At 72.0% G+C, this 20,531-nt stretch carries 16 protein-coding genes; 7 read left to right on the top strand and 9 right to left on the bottom strand.

Translation table 11 applies throughout. The features are described 5' to 3' along the window. Positions 1 to 11: 11 nt before the first annotated feature. From SGA01_RS12485 to SGA01_RS12470, 4 genes are all read right to left on the bottom strand, one after another. Entirely contained in the window at positions 12 to 1,118 is a 1,107-nt protein-coding gene (locus SGA01_RS12485; protein ID WP_141296579.1) for a monodechloroaminopyrrolnitrin synthase PrnB family protein, read from the bottom strand. 172 nt (positions 1,119 to 1,290) lie between these two features. Continuing rightward, the gene (locus SGA01_RS12480; protein WP_141296577.1) at positions 1,291 to 1,500 is read right to left on the bottom strand and encodes a hypothetical protein; all 210 of its coding nucleotides are present in this window, start codon (positions 1,498 to 1,500) and stop codon (positions 1,291 to 1,293) included. Next, a complete protein-coding gene (locus SGA01_RS12475) occupies positions 1,497 to 2,927 on the bottom strand; it encodes a 4-hydroxyphenylacetate 3-hydroxylase family protein (RefSeq protein WP_141296575.1) in 1,431 nt (476 codons plus the stop codon). Before SGA01_RS12475 ends, SGA01_RS12480 begins: the two co-directional genes overlap by 4 nt. Before the next feature lie 242 nt (positions 2,928 to 3,169). Next, positions 3,170 to 4,165, bottom strand: coding sequence for an AraC family transcriptional regulator (locus SGA01_RS12470; protein ID WP_141296573.1), 996 nt, complete (start codon positions 4,163 to 4,165; stop codon positions 3,170 to 3,172). Positions 4,166 to 4,283: 118 nt separating this feature from the next. On the opposite strand from SGA01_RS12470, the gene SGA01_RS12465 reads away from it, so the two are divergent. The 5 genes from SGA01_RS12465 to glgB all read left to right on the top strand — a co-directional run bounded on the left by SGA01_RS12465 (position 4,284) and on the right by glgB (position 13,336). Then, positions 4,284 to 5,225: an SDR family oxidoreductase gene (locus SGA01_RS12465; RefSeq protein WP_141296571.1), complete on the top strand. Its 942-nt coding sequence runs from the start codon at positions 4,284 to 4,286 to the stop codon at positions 5,223 to 5,225. Between the two features lie 370 nt (positions 5,226 to 5,595). After that, positions 5,596 to 7,581, top strand: a complete 1,986-nt coding sequence (locus SGA01_RS12460) for an alpha-1,4-glucan--maltose-1-phosphate maltosyltransferase (protein WP_229917602.1) — start codon at positions 5,596 to 5,598, stop codon at positions 7,579 to 7,581. Beyond that, positions 7,578 to 9,272 carry a maltose alpha-D-glucosyltransferase gene (treS, locus tag SGA01_RS12455; protein ID WP_141296567.1) on the top strand — a complete coding sequence of 565 codons (1,695 nt, stop codon included), beginning with the start codon at positions 7,578 to 7,580 and terminating at the stop codon, positions 9,270 to 9,272. Before SGA01_RS12460 ends, treS begins: the two co-directional genes overlap by 4 nt. A 233-nt stretch (positions 9,273 to 9,505) precedes the next feature. Next, positions 9,506 to 10,855 carry a maltokinase N-terminal cap-like domain-containing protein gene (locus SGA01_RS12450; protein WP_141296565.1) on the top strand — a complete coding sequence of 450 codons (1,350 nt, stop codon included), beginning with the start codon at positions 9,506 to 9,508 and terminating at the stop codon, positions 10,853 to 10,855. Positions 10,856 to 11,068: 213 nt separating this feature from the next. Next, a complete protein-coding gene (gene glgB, locus SGA01_RS12445) occupies positions 11,069 to 13,336 on the top strand; it encodes a 1,4-alpha-glucan branching enzyme (RefSeq protein ID WP_174867290.1) in 2,268 nt (755 codons plus the stop codon). Here the strand turns inward: glgB and SGA01_RS12440 are convergent. The 4 genes from SGA01_RS12440 to SGA01_RS12425 form a co-directional block, all read right to left on the bottom strand. Next, complete coding sequence (locus SGA01_RS12440) at positions 13,323 to 15,557, bottom strand: HelD family protein (RefSeq protein WP_141296563.1); 2,235 nt, start codon at positions 15,555 to 15,557, stop codon at positions 13,323 to 13,325. The genes glgB and SGA01_RS12440 overlap by 14 nt on opposite strands. 161 nt (positions 15,558 to 15,718) lie before the next feature. Continuing rightward, a complete protein-coding gene (locus SGA01_RS12435; RefSeq protein ID WP_141296561.1) occupies positions 15,719 to 16,057 on the bottom strand; it encodes a thioredoxin family protein in 339 nt (112 codons plus the stop codon). 5 nt (positions 16,058 to 16,062) lie between these two features. Next, positions 16,063 to 16,473 carry a MerR family transcriptional regulator gene (locus SGA01_RS12430; RefSeq protein ID WP_055641259.1) on the bottom strand — a complete coding sequence of 137 codons (411 nt, stop codon included), beginning with the start codon at positions 16,471 to 16,473 and terminating at the stop codon, positions 16,063 to 16,065. A 48-nt stretch (positions 16,474 to 16,521) separates the two neighbouring features. Continuing rightward, the gene (locus SGA01_RS12425; RefSeq protein ID WP_174867288.1) at positions 16,522 to 17,037 is read right to left on the bottom strand and encodes an Lrp/AsnC family transcriptional regulator; all 516 of its coding nucleotides are present in this window, start codon (positions 17,035 to 17,037) and stop codon (positions 16,522 to 16,524) included. A gap of 64 nt (positions 17,038 to 17,101) precedes the next feature. On the opposite strand from SGA01_RS12425, the gene SGA01_RS12420 reads away from it, so the two are divergent. Together SGA01_RS12420 and SGA01_RS12415 are read left to right on the top strand one after the other, a co-directional pair. After that, on the top strand, positions 17,102 to 18,034 hold the full coding sequence (locus tag SGA01_RS12420; RefSeq protein ID WP_141296559.1) for an NAD-dependent epimerase/dehydratase family protein: 933 nt from the start codon (positions 17,102 to 17,104) through the stop codon (positions 18,032 to 18,034). Further along, positions 18,034 to 18,927, top strand: coding sequence for an aldo/keto reductase (locus tag SGA01_RS12415; RefSeq protein ID WP_141296557.1), 894 nt, complete (start codon positions 18,034 to 18,036; stop codon positions 18,925 to 18,927). Before SGA01_RS12420 ends, SGA01_RS12415 begins: the two co-directional genes overlap by 1 nt. A 118-nt stretch (positions 18,928 to 19,045) precedes the next feature. Here the strand turns inward: SGA01_RS12415 and SGA01_RS12410 are convergent, their stop codons facing one another. Continuing rightward, on the bottom strand, positions 19,046 to 20,455 hold the full coding sequence (locus tag SGA01_RS12410) for a cation:dicarboxylate symporter family transporter (RefSeq protein ID WP_141296555.1): 1,410 nt from the start codon (positions 20,453 to 20,455) through the stop codon (positions 19,046 to 19,048). Positions 20,456 to 20,531 lie beyond the last annotated feature (76 nt).

Below are 20,531 nucleotides of genomic sequence, written 5' to 3'. Positions count from 1 at the left end.
CCTTCGCGCCGTTACGCGGCCGCGGGCCCGACAGGGGCCCCGGCGGGACGGTGCCGCACGGCCGCGCGGCGCACCATGGTCTCGTTCTCCCTGGTCAGATCCAGGATCGAGCGGAGCAGCGCGACGGGGGCGCCGCCGCTGCCCTCCTCGTACAGGCGCAGGTCGTCGTCGTACGCCTTGCGGGCGATGCCGATGTGCCGGGCCCGGAAGGTCTTGAGGATCCGCAGCACCCGGCCGAGCGCGGCCGCCGAGGCGACGAGCTCGGGCGGCAGCCGGTCCATCCGCTCCCAGCTCACCGCCGCCGACAGCTTGCTCACCGCCGACACCCCGCCCCGGTGCAGGGCGTGGAACTCCCGCCAGCCCGGCAGCGCGTACGGCAGGGACTCGGCCAGGAAGGCGTCGTAGGCGGCGTCCGAGCGGTCGCACTGCCACAGCGTCAGATCGACGAGCCAGAGCGGGACCTGCGCGGCGGCGGGCCCCAGGTAGTCGCGGCCCGCCACCTCGACCTCCTCGAAGTACGGCCGCAGGGTCACCGCGAAGTACTCCGGCGGGACCTGCGCGACCGTGAGGTCGATCGAGTCCACGATCGTCCGTACGTGGCGGGCGACCCGGTCCAGGGCGGCGGCGAAGGCGGGGTCGTACGGTTCGAGCCGGGCGACGCGGGAGCAGTCCTCGACCGCCGCGACCAGGCCGGGGAAGACCATACGGACCGCCTCCTGGAGCCGGGCCTCGACCGGATGGCCGGTGTACGAGCGTCGGCGCCGCCCGGGCGGGTTCCAGGTCGTGTAGTGGTGGACGGTGTCCCGGGGCACCATGTCGGTCCGGCGGCCGAGGAGTTCGAGGACCGGCAGCGCCTCGGGGACGGCGGCGAGGGGCTGCACCCCGTGGCGTTTCAGTGAGCCGAGCAGGATGCCGAGGTCCCGCATCGCGGCCAGCGCGGCCGCCACGCTCCACTGCGCGGCCCGGTCCGGGTCGGGGACGAGGGCGCGCAGGGCGACGGTCAGGGCCGCGGTGTCGGCCCGGGCGTTGAGCGCGGGCACCGCGGCGAGCAGGGCGTCGGCGCCCAGCGGGTCGGCGGCACGTATGTCCTCGGTGCGATGACGTGGATCGCCGAACATGGGCGCTCCTTTTCCTTCGGGGCTCGCTCACCTCCGGGGCGCTTCAGCGGCTGTCGACGGTCGACCGTGCTCGGTCCCTCGTTCCTCGGGACCTCCGCGCGCTCTCCCTTTCGACAGCCGCGCCCCTTCGGTTCACTCGCCGGGTGGTCGTGGGCATCGTTCGAGGAGCGGGTTACCGGAGGTCCGGCACCCTGGGGTCCTCGGGGACCGGAGCCGGCTCCGGGAGGTGGAGGTGTACGGAGATCAGGGCGGCCAGAGCGGCGAGGGCGCCGACGGGTGGCAGGGCGACGTCGACGACCGCGGTGTCCGTGATCAGGAGCAGCTGGAGGGAGGCGAGCAGCGCGAGCGCCCCGGACAGGACCGGTGCCGGCGGTGTCGTCACCGGGTCGTCCCCAGGCCGTAGCCGTCGAGACAGGCCTGGGCGAGCCGCTCGCACTCGCCGGCGGACCCGGCCCAGGTCTGCATGGTCAGGTAGACGTGGGGGGCTCCGTGGTAGAAGCGCTCGTACTGCTCGTGGCGGCCCGCGAACTCGGAACCGAGCGCGTCCCAGGCGAGCTTGAGGAGTTTGAGGCGGTCCTCCGCGGGGTGGCCCGGGGTGCGGAAGTACTGCCGGACCAGCGGACCGAGTTCGGGGTGGAGGAGGTCCCGGCCGCTCGCGGGGAGCTGGATGAGGGAGCCGCCCGCGAGGAGCTTGATGTCCTGGACGGCCCGCGGGTAGAGCTCGCCGGCCATGATCCGCTGGGCGAAGGAGATCTCCTGGCCCGGCCGGACCCCGCCGCGGCCTCCGTCGACCTCCTCGTACGAGGCCTCGGCGCCGAGGACGAAGGCCTTGGCCTGGGCGACCATGCCGAGGAGCCGGCCGAGGGCCTGGGTGACGGGCGGCAGCTTGTCGGTGCCGTGGGAGCGGGCGACGAGGATGGCGAGGCCGGTGAGGAACTCCAGCTTCGTCCAGAAGCGGGTGGCGGACTGGTGGACGAAGTTCAGGTAGGCGGGGGTCCGCCACCAGATCGCGCCGGTGGTGGCGGGGTCCCGGTAGGTGAGGACCCGTTCCCAGGGCACGAACACGTCCTCGCAGACGAGCATCGCGTCGTTCTCGTCGTACCGGGAGGAGAGCGGGTGGTCGAAGACGGACCGGGATCGCCCCTCGTAGGAGGTGCGGGAGATCAGTTTGAGGCCGGGGGTGTCGAGGCGTAAGGAGAACGTCACGGCGTGGTCGAGGTCATCGTCGGCCAGCGGTTCGATCGTGCCGACGAGGATCTCGTCGGCGAAGACGGCCCCTGTGCCGATGGTCTTGGCGCCGCGGACGACGATCCCGCCGTCCCGCTCCCCGGTGATCCGGAGGGTGAGGTCGTCCTCGCCGGGGCCCGAGGCCGGGTCGGTGAGGGTGAAGGCGCCGTGCAGGTCGCCCTCGGCGAGCCTGCGGTGGAAGCCGAGGGCGTGCTCGGCGCCGTCGAAGGTGTCGCCGGTGAAGACGGCGGGCGCGGCGGCGAACCCGGCCGCGCCGGCGGCCAGGTAGTCGGGGGTGCGGCCGAGGAAGCCGTAGCTCGCCTCGGCCGTCGTCCGGAAGGCCCGGCGCCGGGCCACCAGGTCCTCGTACGAGCGGGGCACGGCATAGGCGCGCCGCACCCCGCCCTGGACCAGGACGGGGTGGTGCGCGGGGTCGTCGGCGAGGTCGTACAGGCCGGCGAAGGAGGCCGCGGAGGCCCGGAAGGCGGGGTGTGTGGTGACGTCCTCGACGCGCTCCCCGTCGAGCCAGACCTCGCGCCCGTCCCGCAGCGCCTCCAGATACTCCTGCCCGGACCTCGTCACCGGTCGCTCGCCTCTCCTCGGGTGTCACGGCTCTGCCGTCCCGAGCCTGTCCGGCGAGGAGCGTCCGGGCAATGAACGTCCGTCCAGGGGTCCTTATGAACCGTCCAGGCCCGGCGCGCCGCCTGGACGCCCGTGGACACCCATGGAGCAGCCGCCGGCACCCCGCGGGCAGCCGCAGGCGCGCGGGCAGCCGTCGGCTCCCGACGGCGCCCGGGCTCACCCGCGGCTCGGACCCGGTCGGCTCAGGCGGCCCTGGCACCCCCCGCGCGGTACTCGCCCGGCGTCACCCCGAACCACTTGCGGAAGGCGAGGTGGAAGCCGACGGCGCTCTGGTAGCCGATACGGGCGGGCAGGGCCGACTGCGGGAGCGAGGTCTCGGTGAGGAGCCGCACGGCCTCCTGCATACGGCGGGCGGCGAGGTAGCGGGCCGGGGACTCGCCGACGAGCTCGCGGAAGGCCGCGGTGAACGCGGAGCGGGACATGCCGACCTCCCGGGCGAGGGAGTCGATCCGCCAGGGCTCGGCGAAGCGGGTCGCGATCATCACGACCGCCCGGCTGATGCCGGGGTGCCGCAGCATGGGCAGCGAGGCCGGGTTGCCGGCGAGTTCGCGCAGCAGCGGGCGGAGCGCGAGGACGAGCGCCATCTCGAAGGCGCGCAGGGTGATGAGCCGGTCGCCCGGTCCGACGGGCCGGTCGGGGGCGGCGAGCAGTCGGAGGGTGTCGCGGAGCAGCGGCTCGCGGTCGACCTGGGCGCGGTCGAGGACGAGGGCCCAGGGCAGGGAGGTGTAGAGACCGGTGGCGGCGCCGGCGTCGTAGTGGAGTCCGGCGCAGAGCAGCCGGGCCTCGGGGCCCGTGCCCTCGATGACGATCTCGCCGGAGGTGCCGGGCTGCCGTTCGGGCAGGACGGCCTTGAGGGGGACGCCCTGGCGCTCGGGGCGGTCGGCGAGCCGGTGCGCGGTGCCGGTGGGGAAGACGACGAGGTCTCCGGCGTGCAGTTCGACGGAGGGCTCCCCGTCGGTGGTGATCCAGCAGTCGCCCTCGACGACGTAGTGGAGGACGGCGCAGCTGCGTTCGGCGTCGCCTTCGATGGCCCAGGGGGCCCGGACGTGCCAGCGGCTGTCGAAGACGCCGGTGAGCCGGAGGGGTTTCAGGAGTTCGCTCAGCAGGTCCTCGTGCTCGGCCCCGCGCTGAGCGTCGTGCTCGCGCCGGTCGTGACGGTCGGTTCCCACGGTATCCATGGACGATCCTTCAACTTCCGCCCCGGTTTGTTAATTGAACGGCCGAAGCCGTCGCGGCGAGCCTGGAGAGCAGCCGACGCGACAGCAGCGACAGCCTATCGAAGGGCCTCAGAAAGACATGTCGAGTGAGATTCCGATGCGGGTGGCGGTCGTGGGCGCGACCGGTTTCCAGGGCGGTGCGGTGGCCCGTCTGCTGGCCGAGCGGCACCACCGGGTCCGTGCGCTGACGCGGCGCCCGGAGGCCGACCGGCCGCCGCTGCCCGGCGCCTTCTTCCTCGCCGGCGACCTGACGCGGCCGGGCGACGTGCGGCGGCTCTTCGAGGGGACGACGCACGCGTTCGTCACGATGCCGCTGGTGTACGACCCCGAGCGGGTGGAGGCGTACGCGCGGAACATCGCGGAGGCGGCCCTGCTCGCGGGCACGATACGGCTGGTCCTCAACACCAACACCCGTGTCCCGCACGCCCCGACGGGGTTCCCGGCGTTCGAGACGCGGCGCCTGACGGAGCGGGTGCTGCGGGACAGCGGGGTGCCGCTCGTGGTGATCCGGCCGCCGGTCTACCTCGACAACCTCTTCTCGCCGTGGAACGGTCCCGCGCTCGTCGACGAGGGCGTGCTCGCCTATCCCCTGCCGGAGTCGGCGCGGACGGCGTGGATCTCGCACCGGGGCCTGGCGGAGGCGGCGCTCGCGGCGCTGACCCGAGAGGGCCTGGAGGGGCGGACGTTCGACATCGGCGGCGCGACGGCGCTGACGGGCGGCGAGCTCGCGGCGGCGTTCGGCCGGGGCCTGGGCCGGGCCGTGAGCTACCGGGAGCTGGATCCGGTCGACTTCGAGCACGGGCTCGCCGGGCTCCTCGGTCCGGCGGCGGCGGCCGGGGTGGCGGGGATCTACCACTACATGGCGAGCGGCGCGGATCCGCTGCTCATGGCGGACGACGACGGGGTGTCGACGGAGGCGCTCGCGCTCGAACCGGCCCCGGTGGAGGAGTGGGTGGCCCGCCAGCCCTGGCAGGTCTGGGCGACGGACGCGGAGGAACCGGACACCTCCCCGCGCCGCTGACCACCACCCGGAAAACGGCCCCGCCCCTCTCGGGCGGGGCCTCTTCGCGTGGGCTCCGGCGCCCCGGAGGCGAACCGAGCCCCGAAAAGAGGGGGGAGGGGCTTTTCCAGTCGTCCGTGCGCCTTGCCGGTGCGCCTACGCCCTAGTAGTTAACAAAGCGCCGGATTGCCCACCCGAGAACTGTGGGAAGGCTCCTCCGGTACCCACACCCCCGGACCCTCTGAAACCCGTACTCCCTGTGGACCCGCCATTCGAGTGAACGCGGACAGGAGCCGTCATGCCCGCAACCCGCCGGCCGTCGACGGAGCTAGAAAGAGCGCACCACCACCCGCACCCCCGTAACCCGTCAGGTGATGCTGTGAATCCGCTCATGGGACGCATTCCCGTACTGGACGTACGCCCGCTGGTCGACTGTGGCCGGCGCTCCGCGAAAGCGGTGGCAGGAGAGACATTCGAGGTGACGGCGACCGTCTTCCGCGAGGGACACGACGCGGTCGCCGCCAATGTCGTGCTGCGCGGCCCGTCCGGCCGCCCCGGCCCGTGGACCCCGATGCGCGAACTGGCCCCCGGTACCGACCGGTGGGGCGCCGAGGTCACCCCGGACGCCGAGGGCTCGTGGACGTACACCGTCGAGGCGTGGAGCGACCCCGTGGCCACCTGGCGCCACACCGCGAGGATCAAGATCCCGGCCGGGATCGACTCCGAACTCGTCCTCGCCGAGGGCGCCGAGCTGCACGAGCGGGCCGCGAAGGGCGTCCCGAAGAAGGGCGGCGGCCGGGAGGCCGTGCTGGCCGCGGCGGACTCGCTGCGCGATGTCTCCCGCCCGGCCGCGGTCCGGCTCGCGGCGGCGCTCGCACCACGCGTCGTCGAGTCCCTCGACCGCCATCCACTGCGCGAACTCCTCTCCTCCTCGCCCGCGTTGCCGCTCCAGGTGGAGCGGGAGAGGGCCCTCTTCGGCTCCTGGTACGAGTTCTTCCCGCGCTCGGAGGGCGCGCGGAAGGTCAAGGGCCGTACGGTCCCGGGGAACTTCCGCACCGCCTCCGAACGGCTCCCGGCGGTCGCGGCGATGGGCTTCGACGTGGTGTATCTGCCGCCGGTGCACCCGATCGGCGAGACCCACCGCAAGGGCCCGAACAACTCGCTCTCGGCCTCCCCGAACGACGTGGGCGTGCCGTGGGCGATCGGCTCCCCGGAGGGCGGGCACGACGCGCTCCACCCGGACCTCGGCACCTTCGAGGACTTCGACGCCTTCGTGGCGAGGGCCCGGGAGCTGCGCCTGGAGATCGCGCTGGACTTCGCGCTCCAGTGCTCGCCGGACCACCCGTGGGTGGAGAAGCACCCGGAGTGGTTCCACCACCGTCCGGACGGTTCGATCGCGTACGCGGAGAACCCGCCGAAGAAGTACCAGGACATCTATCCGATCGCGTTCGACGCCGACATGGACGGGATCGTCGCGGAGACCGTGCGGGTGCTTCGCCACTGGATGGACCACGGTGTACGGATCTTCCGCGTCGACAACCCGCACACCAAGCCGGTGGTGTTCTGGGAGCGGGTGATCGGCGAGATCAACCGGGCCGATCCGGACGTGATCTTCCTGGCGGAGGCGTTCACGCGGCCGGCGATGATGCGGACGCTCGGCGCGGTCGGTTTCCAGCAGTCGTACACGTACTTCACCTGGCGCAACACCAAGGAGGAGCTGACGGAGTACCTCACCGAGCTGTCCGGCGAGACGGCCGCGCAGATGCGGCCGAACTTCTTCGTGAACACCCCCGACATCCTGCACGCCTACCTCCAGGAGGGCGGCCGGCCCGCCTTCGAGGCGCGGGCGGTGCTGGCGGCGACGCTCTCGCCCTCGTGGGGCATGTACGCCGGGTACGAGCTGTGCGAGAACACCCCGCTGCGGGACGGCAGCGAGGAGTACCTGGACTCGGAGAAGTACGAACTCAGGCCCCGAGACTGGGAGTCGGCGGAGCGGTCGGGGTCGACGATCACCCCGCTCATCACCGCCCTGAACCGGATCAGGCGGCGCCACCCGGCGCTCCGCAGGCTGCGGAACATCACCTTCCACGAGACCGACAACGCGCAGGTGATCGCGTACTCGAAGCGCTCGGGTTCGAACATCGTTCTGGTGGTCGTCAACCTCGACCCGCACCACACCCAGGAGGCTTCACTCTCGTTGAACATGCCGGAACTCGGCCTCGACTGGCACGAGACCGTGCCGGTGCGCGACGAGCTCACCGGCGATACCTATCACTGGGGCAGGGCCAGTTACGTGCGCCTGGAACCGGGTGTCACACCCGCGCACGTCCTCGTCCTGCGACCGTCCCCGCAGACCGGAGGGTCACCCACATCATGACTGTCAACGAGCCCGTCCCCGACACCTTCGAGGACACCCCCGTCAAGGACCGCGATCCCGACTGGTTCAAGCGGGCCGTCTTCTACGAGGTCCTCGTCCGCTCCTTCCAGGACAGCAACGGCGACGGCATCGGCGACCTGAAGGGCATCACGGCCAAGCTGGACTATCTCCAGTGGCTGGGCGTGGACTGCCTCTGGCTGCCGCCGTTCTTCAAGTCCCCGTTGCGGGACGGAGGTTACGACGTCGCGGACTACACCTCCGTACTCCCCGAGTTCGGTGACCTGGCCGACTTCGTCGAGTTCGTCGACGCGGCCCACCAGCGCGGGATGCGCGTGGTCATCGACTTCGTCATGAACCACACGAGCGACCAGCACGAGTGGTTCCAGGAGTCCCGGCGGGATCCGGAGGGGCCGTACGGCGACTACTACGTCTGGGCGGACGACGACAAGCAGTACGCGGACGCCCGGATCATCTTCGTCGACACGGAGTCCTCCAACTGGACCTTCGACCCGGTCCGCAAGCAGTACTACTGGCACCGGTTCTTCTCGCACCAGCCGGACCTCAACTACGAGAACCCGGCGGTGCAGGAGGAGATCCTGTCCGCGCTGAAGTTCTGGCTGGACCTGGGGATCGACGGCTTCCGGCTCGACGCGGTGCCGTACCTGTACCAGCAGGAGGGCACCAACTGCGAGAACCTCCCCCGGACCCACTCCTTCCTCAAGCGGGTCCGCAAGGAGATCGACGACCACTACCCGGACACGGTGCTGCTCGCCGAGGCGAACCAGTGGCCGGAGGACGTCGTCGACTACTTCGGCGACTTCCGCTCGGGCGGCGACGAGTGCCACATGGCCTTCCACTTCCCGGTCATGCCGCGCATCTTCATGGCCGTGCGGCGCGAGTCGCGGTACCCGGTCTCGGAGATCCTGGCGAAGACCCCGGAGATCCCCTCCGGCTGCCAGTGGGGCATCTTCCTGCGCAACCACGACGAGCTCACCCTCGAGATGGTCACGGACGAAGAGCGCGACTACATGTACGCCGAGTACGCCAAGGACCCGCGGATGCGGGCCAACATCGGCATCCGGCGCCGTCTCGCCCCGCTCCTCGACAACGACCGCAAGCAGATGGAGCTCTTCACCGCGCTGCTCTTCTCGCTGCCCGGTTCGCCGGTGCTCTACTACGGCGACGAGATCGGCATGGGCGACAACATCTGGCTGGGCGACCGGGACGGGGTCCGCACCCCGATGCAGTGGACGCCCGACCGGAACGCGGGCTTCTCCTCCTGCGACCCGGGACGGCTCTACCTGCCGGCCATCATGGACCCGGTCCACGGCTACCAGGTGACCAATGTCGAGGCGGGCATGGCCTCGCCGTCCTCGCTGCTGCACTGGACGAAGCGGATGATCGAGATCCGTAAGCAGAACCGGGCCTTCGGCACGGGCACGTACACCGAACTGCCCGCGTCCAACCCGGCGGTGCTCGCCTTCCTCCGCGAGGATGGCGACGACCTCGTCCTCTGCGTGAACAACTTCTCGCGGTTCGCGCAGCCGACCGAGCTCGACCTGCGGCGCTTCGCCGGCACCCAGCCGGTGGAACTGATCGGCGGGGTGACGTTCCCGGCCATCGGCGAGCTGCCCTACCTCCTGACCCTTGCGGGACACGGCTTCTACTGGTTCCGTCTCAAGAAGGGCTGACCGACGGCCAGTTCGGATTCGTCCGGGGTGGGACGGTTTCCCCCGTCCCCCTCTGGGCACTGTGTCCCACACACGATTCAGGTCCATACGGGCCTTCTTGCCGGGCCCATACGGATCTTCCCCTTCCGACACGTCCCGCACTTCCGGACAGTCCAAGCCGCCATCCGGGACACTCTGCGCATTTGAACGCATACGACAGCCAGCTGCGCGCCCCGGGGAAAGGACGCGATGCCATGCCGGAGACCGCATCCACCACCCGGGCCCCGGACGCCCTCCTTCCGTCACTCGCGCCCCTGCTCCACGAATGGCTGCCACGGCAGCGCTGGTTCGCGGGCAAGGGCCGCCGGGTCCTCGGATTCACCCTGGACGCGGCCACCGAGCTGCTCCCCCTGGACGGCGCGGGACCCGGTCTCCTCCATCTGCTCGTACGGGTCGACCAGCCCGGCCGCCCGGCCGGCACGCCCGCCGACTGCTACCAACTGCTCCTGGGCGTACGGACCCAGCTGCCGCCCCGCCTCGGCCCCGCCCTGATCGGGCGGATCCGGCAGGGCCCGCTCGCCGGACGCGCGGTCTACGAAGGGCTGCGCGACCCGCGGCTCGCGGGACTCCTCTACGAGCGGCTGCGCACCCCGGGCCGGACCGGCCCCCTGCGCTTCCATGCCACGACCGCACTCCCGCCCGCGCTCGCCCCCCGCATGCTCGACGCCGAGCAGTCGAACTCCTCGCTGGTGTACGGGGATTCCTTCATCCTGAAGATCTTCCGACGGGTCAGCCCGGGCGCCAATCCCGACCTCGAACTGCCCCTGGCCCTGAGCCGGGCCGGCTGCGCGCGCGTACCGGCCCCGGTCGCCTGGTTCGAGTCGGGGGCCGCGACCCTCGGCGTCCTCCAGCCCTACCTCCGGGACTCACGGGACGGCTGGCGGCTCGCGCTCGACGCGCTCGCCGACGGCCGGGAGTTCACCACCGAGGCGCGGGCACTCGGCCGGGCCACGGCCGAGGTGCACCTCGCGCTCGCCGGCGCACTGCCGACCCTGCGGCTGCCGCGGTCCGAGACCGAACACCTCGCCGCGGCGATGGACCGGCGGCTGCACGTGGCGGCACAGGCGGTGCCCGCGCTCCTGCCGTACGTACCGGGCCTGCGGGCCGTCTTCGCGGCGGCCGGCGAGGCGCCCGGGGCGGGGGCGCTCCAGCGCATCCACGGCGACCTGCACCTGGGCCAGACCCTGCGGGGCTCCGACGGCGGCTGGGCCGTCATCGACTTCGAGGGCGAGCCGGCGAAGCCGCTGGACGAGCGGCGGAGCCCTCAGCCCACGGTCCGGGACGTCGCGGGCATGCTCCGCTCCTTCGACTACGCGGCCCGCACCCACCGGCCGTGGAACGCGGACTGGGCGGCGCGCTGCCGGGCCGCGTACTGCACGGGCTACGCCGAGGTGGCGGGCGCGGACCCGCGCGCCGACCCGGCGCTCCTGCGCGCCTACGAGACCGACAAGGCGGTCTACGAGGTCGTGTACGAGGCCCGGCACCGTCCGGACTGGCTCCCGGTCCCCATGTCCGCGATCGAACGCCTCGCCGCACCCCGGTGATCCGACCCTTTCGCGCATCCGGCCGCCCCGCCCCGTCGGGCGGGGCGCCGGACCCGTTCGGCCCAGCCGGGCGGGGCGTTCGCACAGCTCTCGCCTGCGGTGACCCGCACGCGCCCCGTTCGGCCGAGTGTCCCGCGCCCTCGGGGCGCCGTTTCCTACCCCGTACACCCGTACACCCGCACCCCCCGTTCCCGCCCTCCAGGAGGCACCCCCGTGACCGCCCGATCCGCAGGCAAGACGTCCCGCGCCAGGAAGACGCCCGCACCGGACCGGACCGCCGTACGGAAGGCGCCACCCATCGGGCCGGGTGACCGGGCCCGGCTGCTCGCGGGCGAGCACCACGACCCGCACGGCGTGCTGGGCGCCCATCCGGTCAAGGGCGGGGTCGTGGTGCGCGTGCTGCGCCCGTGGGCCAAGGAGGTGACGGTCCTGACGAAGGGGCGTCGCGTCACGCTCCACGACGACGGCGACGGCCTGTTCTCCGGTCTGCTGCCGCTGCTGCGGAAGGTGCCCGCGTACGAGCTGCGGGTGCGGTACGAGGACGGCGGCGAGGAGCTCGCCGTCGTCGACCCGTACCGCTTCCTGCCCTCCCTGGGCGAGCTGGACCTGCACCTCATCGGCGAGGGGCGGCACGAGGAGCTGTGGACTGCGCTCGGCTCCCACGTCCTGACCCACGAGGGCGTCACCGGCACCCGGTTCGCGGTCTGGGCGCCGAACGCCCGGGGCGTCCGCGTCACCGGTGACTTCACCCACTGGGACGGTAAGGCGCTGCCGATGCGCTCGCTGGGTTCGACGGGCGTGTGGGAGCTGTTCGTCCCGGGGATCGGCGAGGGCGCCGTCTACAAGTTCGACATCGCCCGGCCGGACGGTTCGCACACCGTGCGCGCGGACCCGATGGCCCGCCGCACCGAGTGCCCGCCGAACACCGCGTCGGTCGTCACCGCCTCGCACTACACGTGGGACGACGCCGAGTGGCTGGAGCGGCGCGGCGCCCGTCCGCACCACGAGGCGCCGCTCTCCGTCTACGAGCTCCATCTGCCCTCCTGGCGACCGGGGCTGACGTATCGCCAGCTGGCCGAGCAGCTGCCGGACTATGTGCGCGACCTCGGCTTCACGCACGTGGAGTTCATGGCCGTCGCCGAGCATCCGTTCAGCGGCTCCTGGGGCTACCAGGTCACGGGCTTCTACGCGCCGACGGCCCGCATGGGCACCCCCGACGACTTCAAGTACCTGGTGGACGCCCTGCACCGGGCCGGGATCGGTGTCCTGATGGACTGGGTCCCGGCGCACTTCCCGAAGGACGACTGGGCGCTCGCCGAGTTCGACGGTCGGCCGCTGTACGAGCACGAGGACCCGCGGCGTTCGCACCATCCCGACTGGGGGACCCTGGAGTTCGACTACGGGCGCAAGGAGGTGCGGAACTTCCTCGTCGCCAACGCCGTGTACTGGTGCCAGGAGTTCCACCTCGACGGGCTGCGGGTGGACGCGGTGGCCTCGATGCTCTACCTGGACTACTCGCGGGAGCACGGCGAGTGGCTGCCGAACGAGTTCGGCGGCCGGGAGAACCTGGACGCGGTGGCCTTCCTCCAGGAGATGAACGCCACCGTCTACCGCCGCTGCCCGGGGATCGTGACCTTCGCCGAGGAGTCCACGGCCTGGGACGGGGTGACGCGGGCGACGGACCAGGTGGGCCCCGGCGGCTTCGGCGGTCTGGGCTTCGGCATGAAGTGGAACATGGGCTGGATGCACGACTCGCTCGGCTACGCGGAGAAGGAGCCGGTGCACCGCAAGTACCACCACCACGAGATGACCTTCTCGATGGTGTACGCGTACAGCGAGAACTACATCCTGCCGATCTCCCACGACGAGGTCGTGCACGGCAAGCGGTCGCTCGTGTCGAAGATGCCGGGCGACTGGTGGCAGCAGCGGGCCAACCACCGGGCCTACCTGGGCTTCATGTGGGCCCATCCCGGCAAGCAACTCCTCTTCATGGGACAGGAGTTCGCGCAGGGCGGGGAGTGGTCGGCGGAGCACGGGCCCGACTGGTGGCTGCTCGACCCGTCGTACGGGGCGGAGCCCGACCACCGGGGCGTGCGGGACCTGGTGCGCGACCTGAACACGGTGTACGCCGCGAGCCCGTCGCTCTGGGAGCGGGACACCGTCCCGGACGGCTTCCAGTGGGTGGTCGGGGACGCCACCGAGGACAACGTCTTCGCGTTCCTGCGCTTCGACGGCTTCGGCTCCCCGCTGCTCGCGGTCTCCAACTTCTCGCCGGTCGTGCGGCACGACTACCGGCTGGGCGTGCCGGACACCTTCGCCGCCTGGGCGGAGGTCCTGAACACGGACGCCGCCCGGTACGGCGGCGGGGACGTGGTGGGCACCGACCCGGTGAAGACCGAGTCGGTGCCGTGGCACGGCCGCGCGTCGAGCCTGCGGATGACGCTGCCGCCGCTGGCGACCGTCTGGCTCAGGCCGGCCTGATGACGCCCAGCCGCTGAGTGGCCCGGGTCAGCGCCACGTACAGGTCGTTGACCCCGTGCGGGGCGCCGGTCACGATGCCGTCCGGGTCGACGACGAGGACCGTGTCGAACTCCAGGCCCTTCGCCTGCCGGGGGTCGAGCAGGACCACCGGCCGGGTGAGGTCGGGGGCGGCTCCGTGGGCGGCGTCCGGCAGGGCGGCGACCAGGCCGGGGAGCAGCTCCTCCGGGGCGATCACCGCCAGTCGGCCCTCGGTCCGCAGCTCGGCGGCGACGGCGTCGGCGGCCTCCTTCACCGGGTCGTCGACCGTACGGTCCCAGGGCGCCACGCCGGTGGAGCGGACCGACCGGGGCGGCTCGAAGGCCGGGTCGGCGGTCCGCCGCACCTCGGCGGCGACCTCCATGATCTCGGCGGGCGTGCGGTAGTTGACCCCGAGGCGTACGTGCTCCCAGCGGTCCTGCACGTGCGGGTCGAGGATCCGCTCCCAGGCGCCGACGCCGGCCGGGTCACCGGTCTGGGCGGGGTCGCCGACCAGGGTCATGGAGCGGGTCGGGCTGCGGCGCATGAGGAGGCGCCAGGCCATCGCGGAGAGCTCCTGGGCCTCGTCCACGATGATGTGGCCGAAGGCCCAGGTGCGGTCGGCGGCGGCCCGTTCGGCGGCGGTGCGGTGGTCGGCCTCCTCGTGCCGCTCGGCGAACCGCTCGGCGTCGATGATGTGGTGGGCGGAGAGGACCTCGGAGGCGTCCTCGTCGAGCTCCTCCTTGTCCTCGAACTCGTAGGTGCGCGAGGCGTAGCTGACGTCGAGGACGCCCTGCGCGTACTGGATCTGCCGCTGCCGCTCGGCCTCCTGGGCGGCGCGGGCGGCCGAGTCGTCCTCGCCGAGGAGCTCGGCGGCCTCGTCGAGGAGCGGCACGTCGCCGGGGGTCCACCCGCCGGCGTCGCGCCGGATCGCCGCGATGTCGGCGTCGTCGAGGTGGGTGGGCTCGGCGAGGTAGTCGGCCAGGAACTCCTGGGGCGTGAGGTACGGCCAGAGGGTGTCGACGGCGGCGTGGACGTCCGGGTTGGCGGCGATGCCCTTGGCGAGGAGCGCCCGGTCGTCGGGGCCGAGGAAGTTGGGGCCGCCGTAGGGGTCGGCGCCGATGCGGTCGGCGAGCTGCTCCGCGAGGGCGTCCAGGATCCGGAAGACGAAGTAGGGGCGGGCGAGGTTGTGCGGGAGGACGGTCTCGCGGGCCTTGTGCCGGGCCTCCAGTGCCATGTCCCAGTCGATGACCAGGTCCCCGTCCTCGTGCGGGACGACGAGGGGCGCGCCGCGCTCGGGGACCTGCTGGCGGTCCCGTACGGCGGCGGCGAGCGCTCCGGCCATGGCGGCGGAGCCCTTGACGGCGGCGGCGCGGGGGGTGTCGGTGCCGGTGGCGCGGACGCCGGGGAAGAGCTCGGCGGGGGTGGCGAGCAGGACGCCGGTCTCGCCGAGGGAGGGCAGGACGTTCCCGATGTAGCCGAGGAAGGCGGGGTTGGGGCCGACGATGAGGACGGCCCGCTTGGCGAGCTGCTCACGGTGGGCGTAGAGGAGGTACGCGGCCCGGTGGAGCGCGACGGCGGTCTTGCCGGTGCCGGGGCCGCCCTCGACGACGAGGACGCCGTGGTGCGGGGAGCGGATGATGGCGTCCTGCTCGGCCTGGATGGTCTGCACGATGTCGTGCATGCGGCCGGTGCGGGCGGCGTCGAGCGCGGCGAGCAGCACCTCGTCGGCGTCGCGGCTCTCGTGTCCGGTGCGGGTGGCGTCGGCGAGGTCGAGCACCTCGTCGTGGAGGGCGGTGACCTCGCGGCCCCGCGTGCTGATGTGCCGGCGGCGGGAGAGGCCCATGGGCTCGTAGCCGGTGGCGAGGTAGAAGGGCCTGGCGATCTCGGCACGCCAGTCGACGACGAGGGGCGTGCGGTGCGGGTCGTCCCTGCGGATGCCGATCCGCCCGATGTGGTGGTCGCGGCCGTCGCGGAAGACGAGCCGGCCGAAGCAGAGCCCGCTCTCCCCCGCGTCGAAGGCGGCGAGCAGCCCGGACTGTTCGGCGACGATCACGTCCCGTTCGAGACGGCCCTGGTTGCTGCCGACCCCCGGGGTGCGCAGAGCCTGTGCGACGGCGACCTCGGCCTGGTCCCTCAGGTCGTCGAGTCGTGCGTACAGATCGGTGATGAATTGCTGCTCATTCCGAAATTCCTCGGTTGACAATTCGACTCCCGGCGCGATACAGTGCGTTTATTGAACTTCTCCGTGCTTTCGGTATGTCCGGGCACGGAATCCATTAATATACGCGAGGCAATACCCCGACTGTCAATTCTAGTCGGGGTATTTCTGTATGCCCTGGCGAGAACCCCCGCCCGCCTGTCCGGTCAGGCGAGCACGTCCTCCAGCTCCGCCAGGAGGCGGCGCTTCGGGCGGGCCCCGACCAGCGACTTCACCGGCTCGCCCGCGCGGAAGACCATGAGCGTCGGGGTCCCGAGCACCCCGTACCGCAGCGTGGTCTCCGGGTTCCGGTCGACATCCATCTCGACGATCCGCAGCCGCCCCGCCGCTTCGGCGGCGATCGCGCCGAGCACCGGCCTCAGCTGCCGGCACGGCCCGCACCACTCCGCGGTGAACTTCACCAGGACCGGCAGTTCGGCCCCCAGCACCTCCGCCGCGAAGTCCGCGTCCGTGACCTCGCCCATGCCCTCCGTGTACGTCGTCATCTCCGTCACCCCTCCGTGTCCGTCACCGTGTCCAGTTCGCACCGGGGCTCCGGGCCGTGCGGCAGCTCCGCCTCGGCGCGCAGCAGCTGGGCGCCCACCTGGGCGCGTACCGCCTGGAGCTGCTCGATCAGGCCGTCCAGTTCGGCGACCTTCCGCCGGTAGACGGCGATCGAGGCGGGGCAGGCGTCACCCGCCGGGTGCCCCGCGCGCAGGCAGTCGACGAACGGTCGCGTCTCCTCCAGCTCGAACCCGAAGTCCTGCAGGGTTCTGATCTGCTGGAGGAGCCGCAGGTCGTCCTCGTCGTAGCTGCGGTACCCCTGCTCCGTGCGCCGCGCGGTCAGGAGGCCCCGGGACTCGTAGTACCGCAGAGTCCGCGTGGTCGTACCCGCCCGCTCGGCCAGTTCTCCGATGCGCATGCCCCGAACGTAAGCCTTGACGCCGACGTCAAGGCAAGGGGAAGGACCTCAGGAGGGAAGCAGGGGCTTGCGCTCCACCGGCGACGACAGCACGACCGAGGTCGTGGTCCTGCCGAGCGCCGAGGTCTGCTCCAGGACCTCTTCGAGGTGGACGGTGTCGGTGACGGCGACCTTGAGGATCCAGCAGTCCTCGCCCACCACGTGGTGGACCTCCAGGACCTCGGGACGCGCGGTCAGTTCCAGGGTCCGCGGGTGCTTCAGGGTGTAGCCGCCGTGCGGGTTCACGCGGATGAAGGCCTGGATGCCGTAGCCGAGCCGGGCCGGGGAGACGTGGGCGCCGTAGCCGGTGACCGCCCCGCTCGCCTCCAGGCGGCGGACCCGCTCGGTGACGGCCGCGGGGCTGAGCCGGACGCGGCGGCCGAGCTCGCTGAGTCTGATCCGGCCGTCGCTCTGCAGGAGCTCCAGGATCTGCCGGTCGATGGGGTCGAAAGCGGCCGCCGAGGAATTGTCGGCGGCGGGGCGAGCGGACCGTGGTTCCTTCGGTGCGGCGGCCGGGACTCCCATGATTCCCCCTTCAGACAGAGAGCGCACAACGTAACACTTGTCCTGCGAATCAAGGGAGTTGAGAGTGTCGGACATTCTGGTCATCGGCGGGAATCGCTATTTCGGAAAGCGGCTCATCGCCTTGCTGCGGGAATCCGGGCACCGGGTCACGGTGCTCAACCGGGGTTCTTCCGGGACCCCTGAGGGAATCGAGCGCCTCGTCGCCGACCGGGACGACGAGGCCGCGCTGGAATCCGTTCTGGCGGGCCGTTCGTTCGACGTCGTCGTCGACCAGGTCTGCTACACCCCGCGCCAGGCGGAGATCGCCCGGCGGGTGTTCGGGACGCGCGCGGCGCGGTACGTGATGACGTCGACGGTGGAGGTGTACGCGTACGAGGACTCGGCGACGCCGGTCGCGGAGGACGTCCTCGACCTGGCCTCGGTCACCGTGGACACGGGCCTGGCCTGGGAGGATCCGGAGTTCCGCGAGGAGCACTACGGGGAGGGGAAGCGGCAGGCCGAGGCGGTGTTCGCGGCGGCCGGGTCGCCGTTCGCCTGGACCTCGGTACGGGTCGCCCATGTACTGGGCGGCGAGGACGACTTCACGGGCCGGATCGACCACTACGCGCGGCGGATCCGGGCCGGCGAGCCGATCGCCGTGCCCGTGGTGAACCGTCCGGCGACCTATGTGTACGTGGAGGAGATCGCCGCGTTTCTCGCCTGGGCGGTCGAGGCGGAATTCACCGGGCCGGTGAACGCCCATTCCCACGGCCTTCTCTCCACCGCCGACATCTGCGCGGAGATCGAGAAGCTGACGGGCGGCCGGACGGTCTTCCGCGAGGTGGAGGTCGGCCAGGTCTCGCCCTTCTCTTTCGCGCGCTCGTACGGGATGGACAACTCCCGTGCCACGGCGCTCGGCTATTCCTTCCGGCAGTGCGCCGAGTGGCTTCCGCGCGCGGTCTCCGAGACGGTCGGGGCGATGCGCTTCGAGGCGACGGACCTCGGGGTGGAGCGCTGATGCGGTTCAGGACGCTGGGGGACGTACGGGTCGGGGCGGTCGGCCTCGGCGCGATGCCGCTCTCCATCGAGGGCCGCCCCGACGAGGCCCGGGCCGTGGCGACCGTCCACGCGGCCCTGGACGCGGGCGTGACCCTCCTCGACACCGCCGACTCCTACCACCCGCCGGGCGGAGCGCCCGGCGAGGGCGAGCTGCTCGTGTCGAGGGCCCTGGCCTCGTACGGGGGCCGCAAGGACGACGTCCTCGTGGCGACGAAGGGCGGGCGCGGCCGGACGGCGGACGGCGGCTGGACCGTGGACGGGCGGCCCGCGCACCTGCGGCGGGCGGCGGAGGCCTCGGCCCGGCGGCTCGGCGGGACGCCGATCGGCCTGTACCAGCTGCACAAGCCGGACCCGGCCGTCCCGTACGCCGAATCACTGGGCGCGATACGGGAGTTGCTCGACGCCGGCACGATCAGACTGGCCGGGATCTCCAATGTGGACACGGAGCGGATCCTGCTGGCCCGCGAGATCCTGGGCGACCGGCTGGTCTCCGTACAGAACCGCTACTCGCCGGCGGTCCGGGAGAGCGAGGCGGAGCTGCGGCTCTGCGCCGAGCTCGGCCTGGCCTTCCTGCCGTGGAGTCCGCTGGGCGGGATCTCCCGCAGCTCGCTCGACGGGGCGTCCGCCCTGGAGGAGGACCCGGAGTTCGGGGGCTTCCACCGGGTGGCGCGGGAGCGGGGGGTCAGTCCGCAGCGGGTGGCGCTGGCCTGGCTGCTCACCCGCTCGGAGACGGTGCTGCCGATCCCGGGCGCGAGCCGGCCGGAGACGGCACGGGACTCGGCCGCGGCGGCCGGTCTCGACCTGGGGGCGGAGGAACGGGAACTGCTGGACGGCCGGCCCGGCGACGCCTGAGCGCCCTCCGTACCGGCCGTGCAGGATGTCGCCGCGTCCTCCCGGCGCCCGGATCCGGCTCAAGGCCCGGGATCCGGAAGGACGCGGCCCCCCGTCGGGGTCTGTGGGGGCGTCCGGGTCAGACGCCCGCTCGGGCCTTCTCCTCGCCGCCCTCGGCCCGCTGGTCCGGGACCGGGACGGGGGCGTGGTCGTCGACGAGGGTCTTCTCGTCGAAGGGGATGTTCCCGGCGAGGACCTCCGTGACCCTCGCTTTGTCGATCTCCTTCGTCCAGGTGCCGACGAGGACGGTGGCGACGGCGTTGCCCGCGAAGTTGGTGAGGGCGCGGGCCTCGCTCATGAAGCGGTCGATGCCGACGATCAGGCCCACCCCGTCGACCAGCTCGGGCCGGTGGGACTGGAGGCCGCCCGCGAGGGTCGCGAGACCCGCGCCGGTGACGCCCGCCGCACCCTTCGAGGCGATGATCATGAAGACGAGGAGCGAGATCTGCTCGCCGATCGAGAGCGGGTCGCCCATCGCCTCGGCGACGAAGAGCGAGGCCATCGTCAGGTAGATCGCGGTGCCGTCGAGGTTGAAGGAGTAGCCGGTCGGGACGGTGATGCCGACGACCGGCTTGCTGACGCCCAGGTGCTCCATCTTCGCGATGAGCCGCGGCAGCGCGGACTCCGAGGAGGAGGTGGAGAGGATCAGCAGGAACTCGCGGCCCAGGTACCTCAGCAGGGTCCAGATGTTGATCCCGGCGACCAGGCGCAGGACCGCGCCGAGCACGACGAAGACGAAGAGACCGCAGGTCAGATAGAAGCCGATCATGATGACGGCGAGGGACTTGAGCGCGGCGGCGCCGGTCGCGCCGACGACGGCGGCGATCGCACCGAACGCGCCGACCGGGGCGACCCACATGATCATGCCGAGGATGCGGAAGACGAGCCGCTGGATGTGGCCGATCCCGCGCAGCACCGGCTCGCCGGCGGCGCCCATCGCCTGGAGCGCGAAGCCCGCGAGCAGGGCGACGAGGAGCGTCTGGAGGACCTCGCCCTCGGTGAAGGCGGAGACGAAGGTGGTCGGAATGATCCCGAGCAGGAAGTCCGGCGTGGACTCGCCGCCGCCCTCGGCCTGCTTGGCGCCTGCCTCGGCGATCTCCTTGGTGAGGTGGAGGCCGGAACCGGGCTCCAGGAGGTTGCCGACGAGCAGACCGATCGCGAGTGCGACGGTCGACATCACGAGGAAGTAGCCGAGCGCGAGGCCGCCGACGGCGCCGACCTTCGCGGCCTTCCGGACCGATCCGACGCCGAGGACGATCGTGCAGAAGATGATCGGCGAGATCATCATCTTGATCAGATTGACGAAGCCGGTGCCCAGCGGCTTCAGCTCGACGGCGACGCCCGGCGCCAGGAAGCCGACCGCGATGCCGAGCAGTACGGCGCCGATGACGGCCAGATACAGATAGTGGGTACGGTCCCGTCGTGCGGCCACGGGCTCCTCCTCGCGCTGATGGGTGTCCACGTCCCGGTGGACTCCGCGACTATCCATCAGCCTGTGACCGGGGTCACGGTTGCGTACGTTTCGTTCACGACCGAAACATCAACCCCGCCGGAAGAGGGCGAGC

Source organism: Streptomyces gardneri, from assembly GCF_006539185.1.
Classification (GTDB): Bacteria; Actinomycetota; Actinomycetes; order Streptomycetales; family Streptomycetaceae; genus Streptomyces; species Streptomyces gardneri.
The sequence above is the reverse complement of the archived record's forward strand: the minus strand, read 5'-3'. Positions and strand labels throughout refer to the sequence as shown.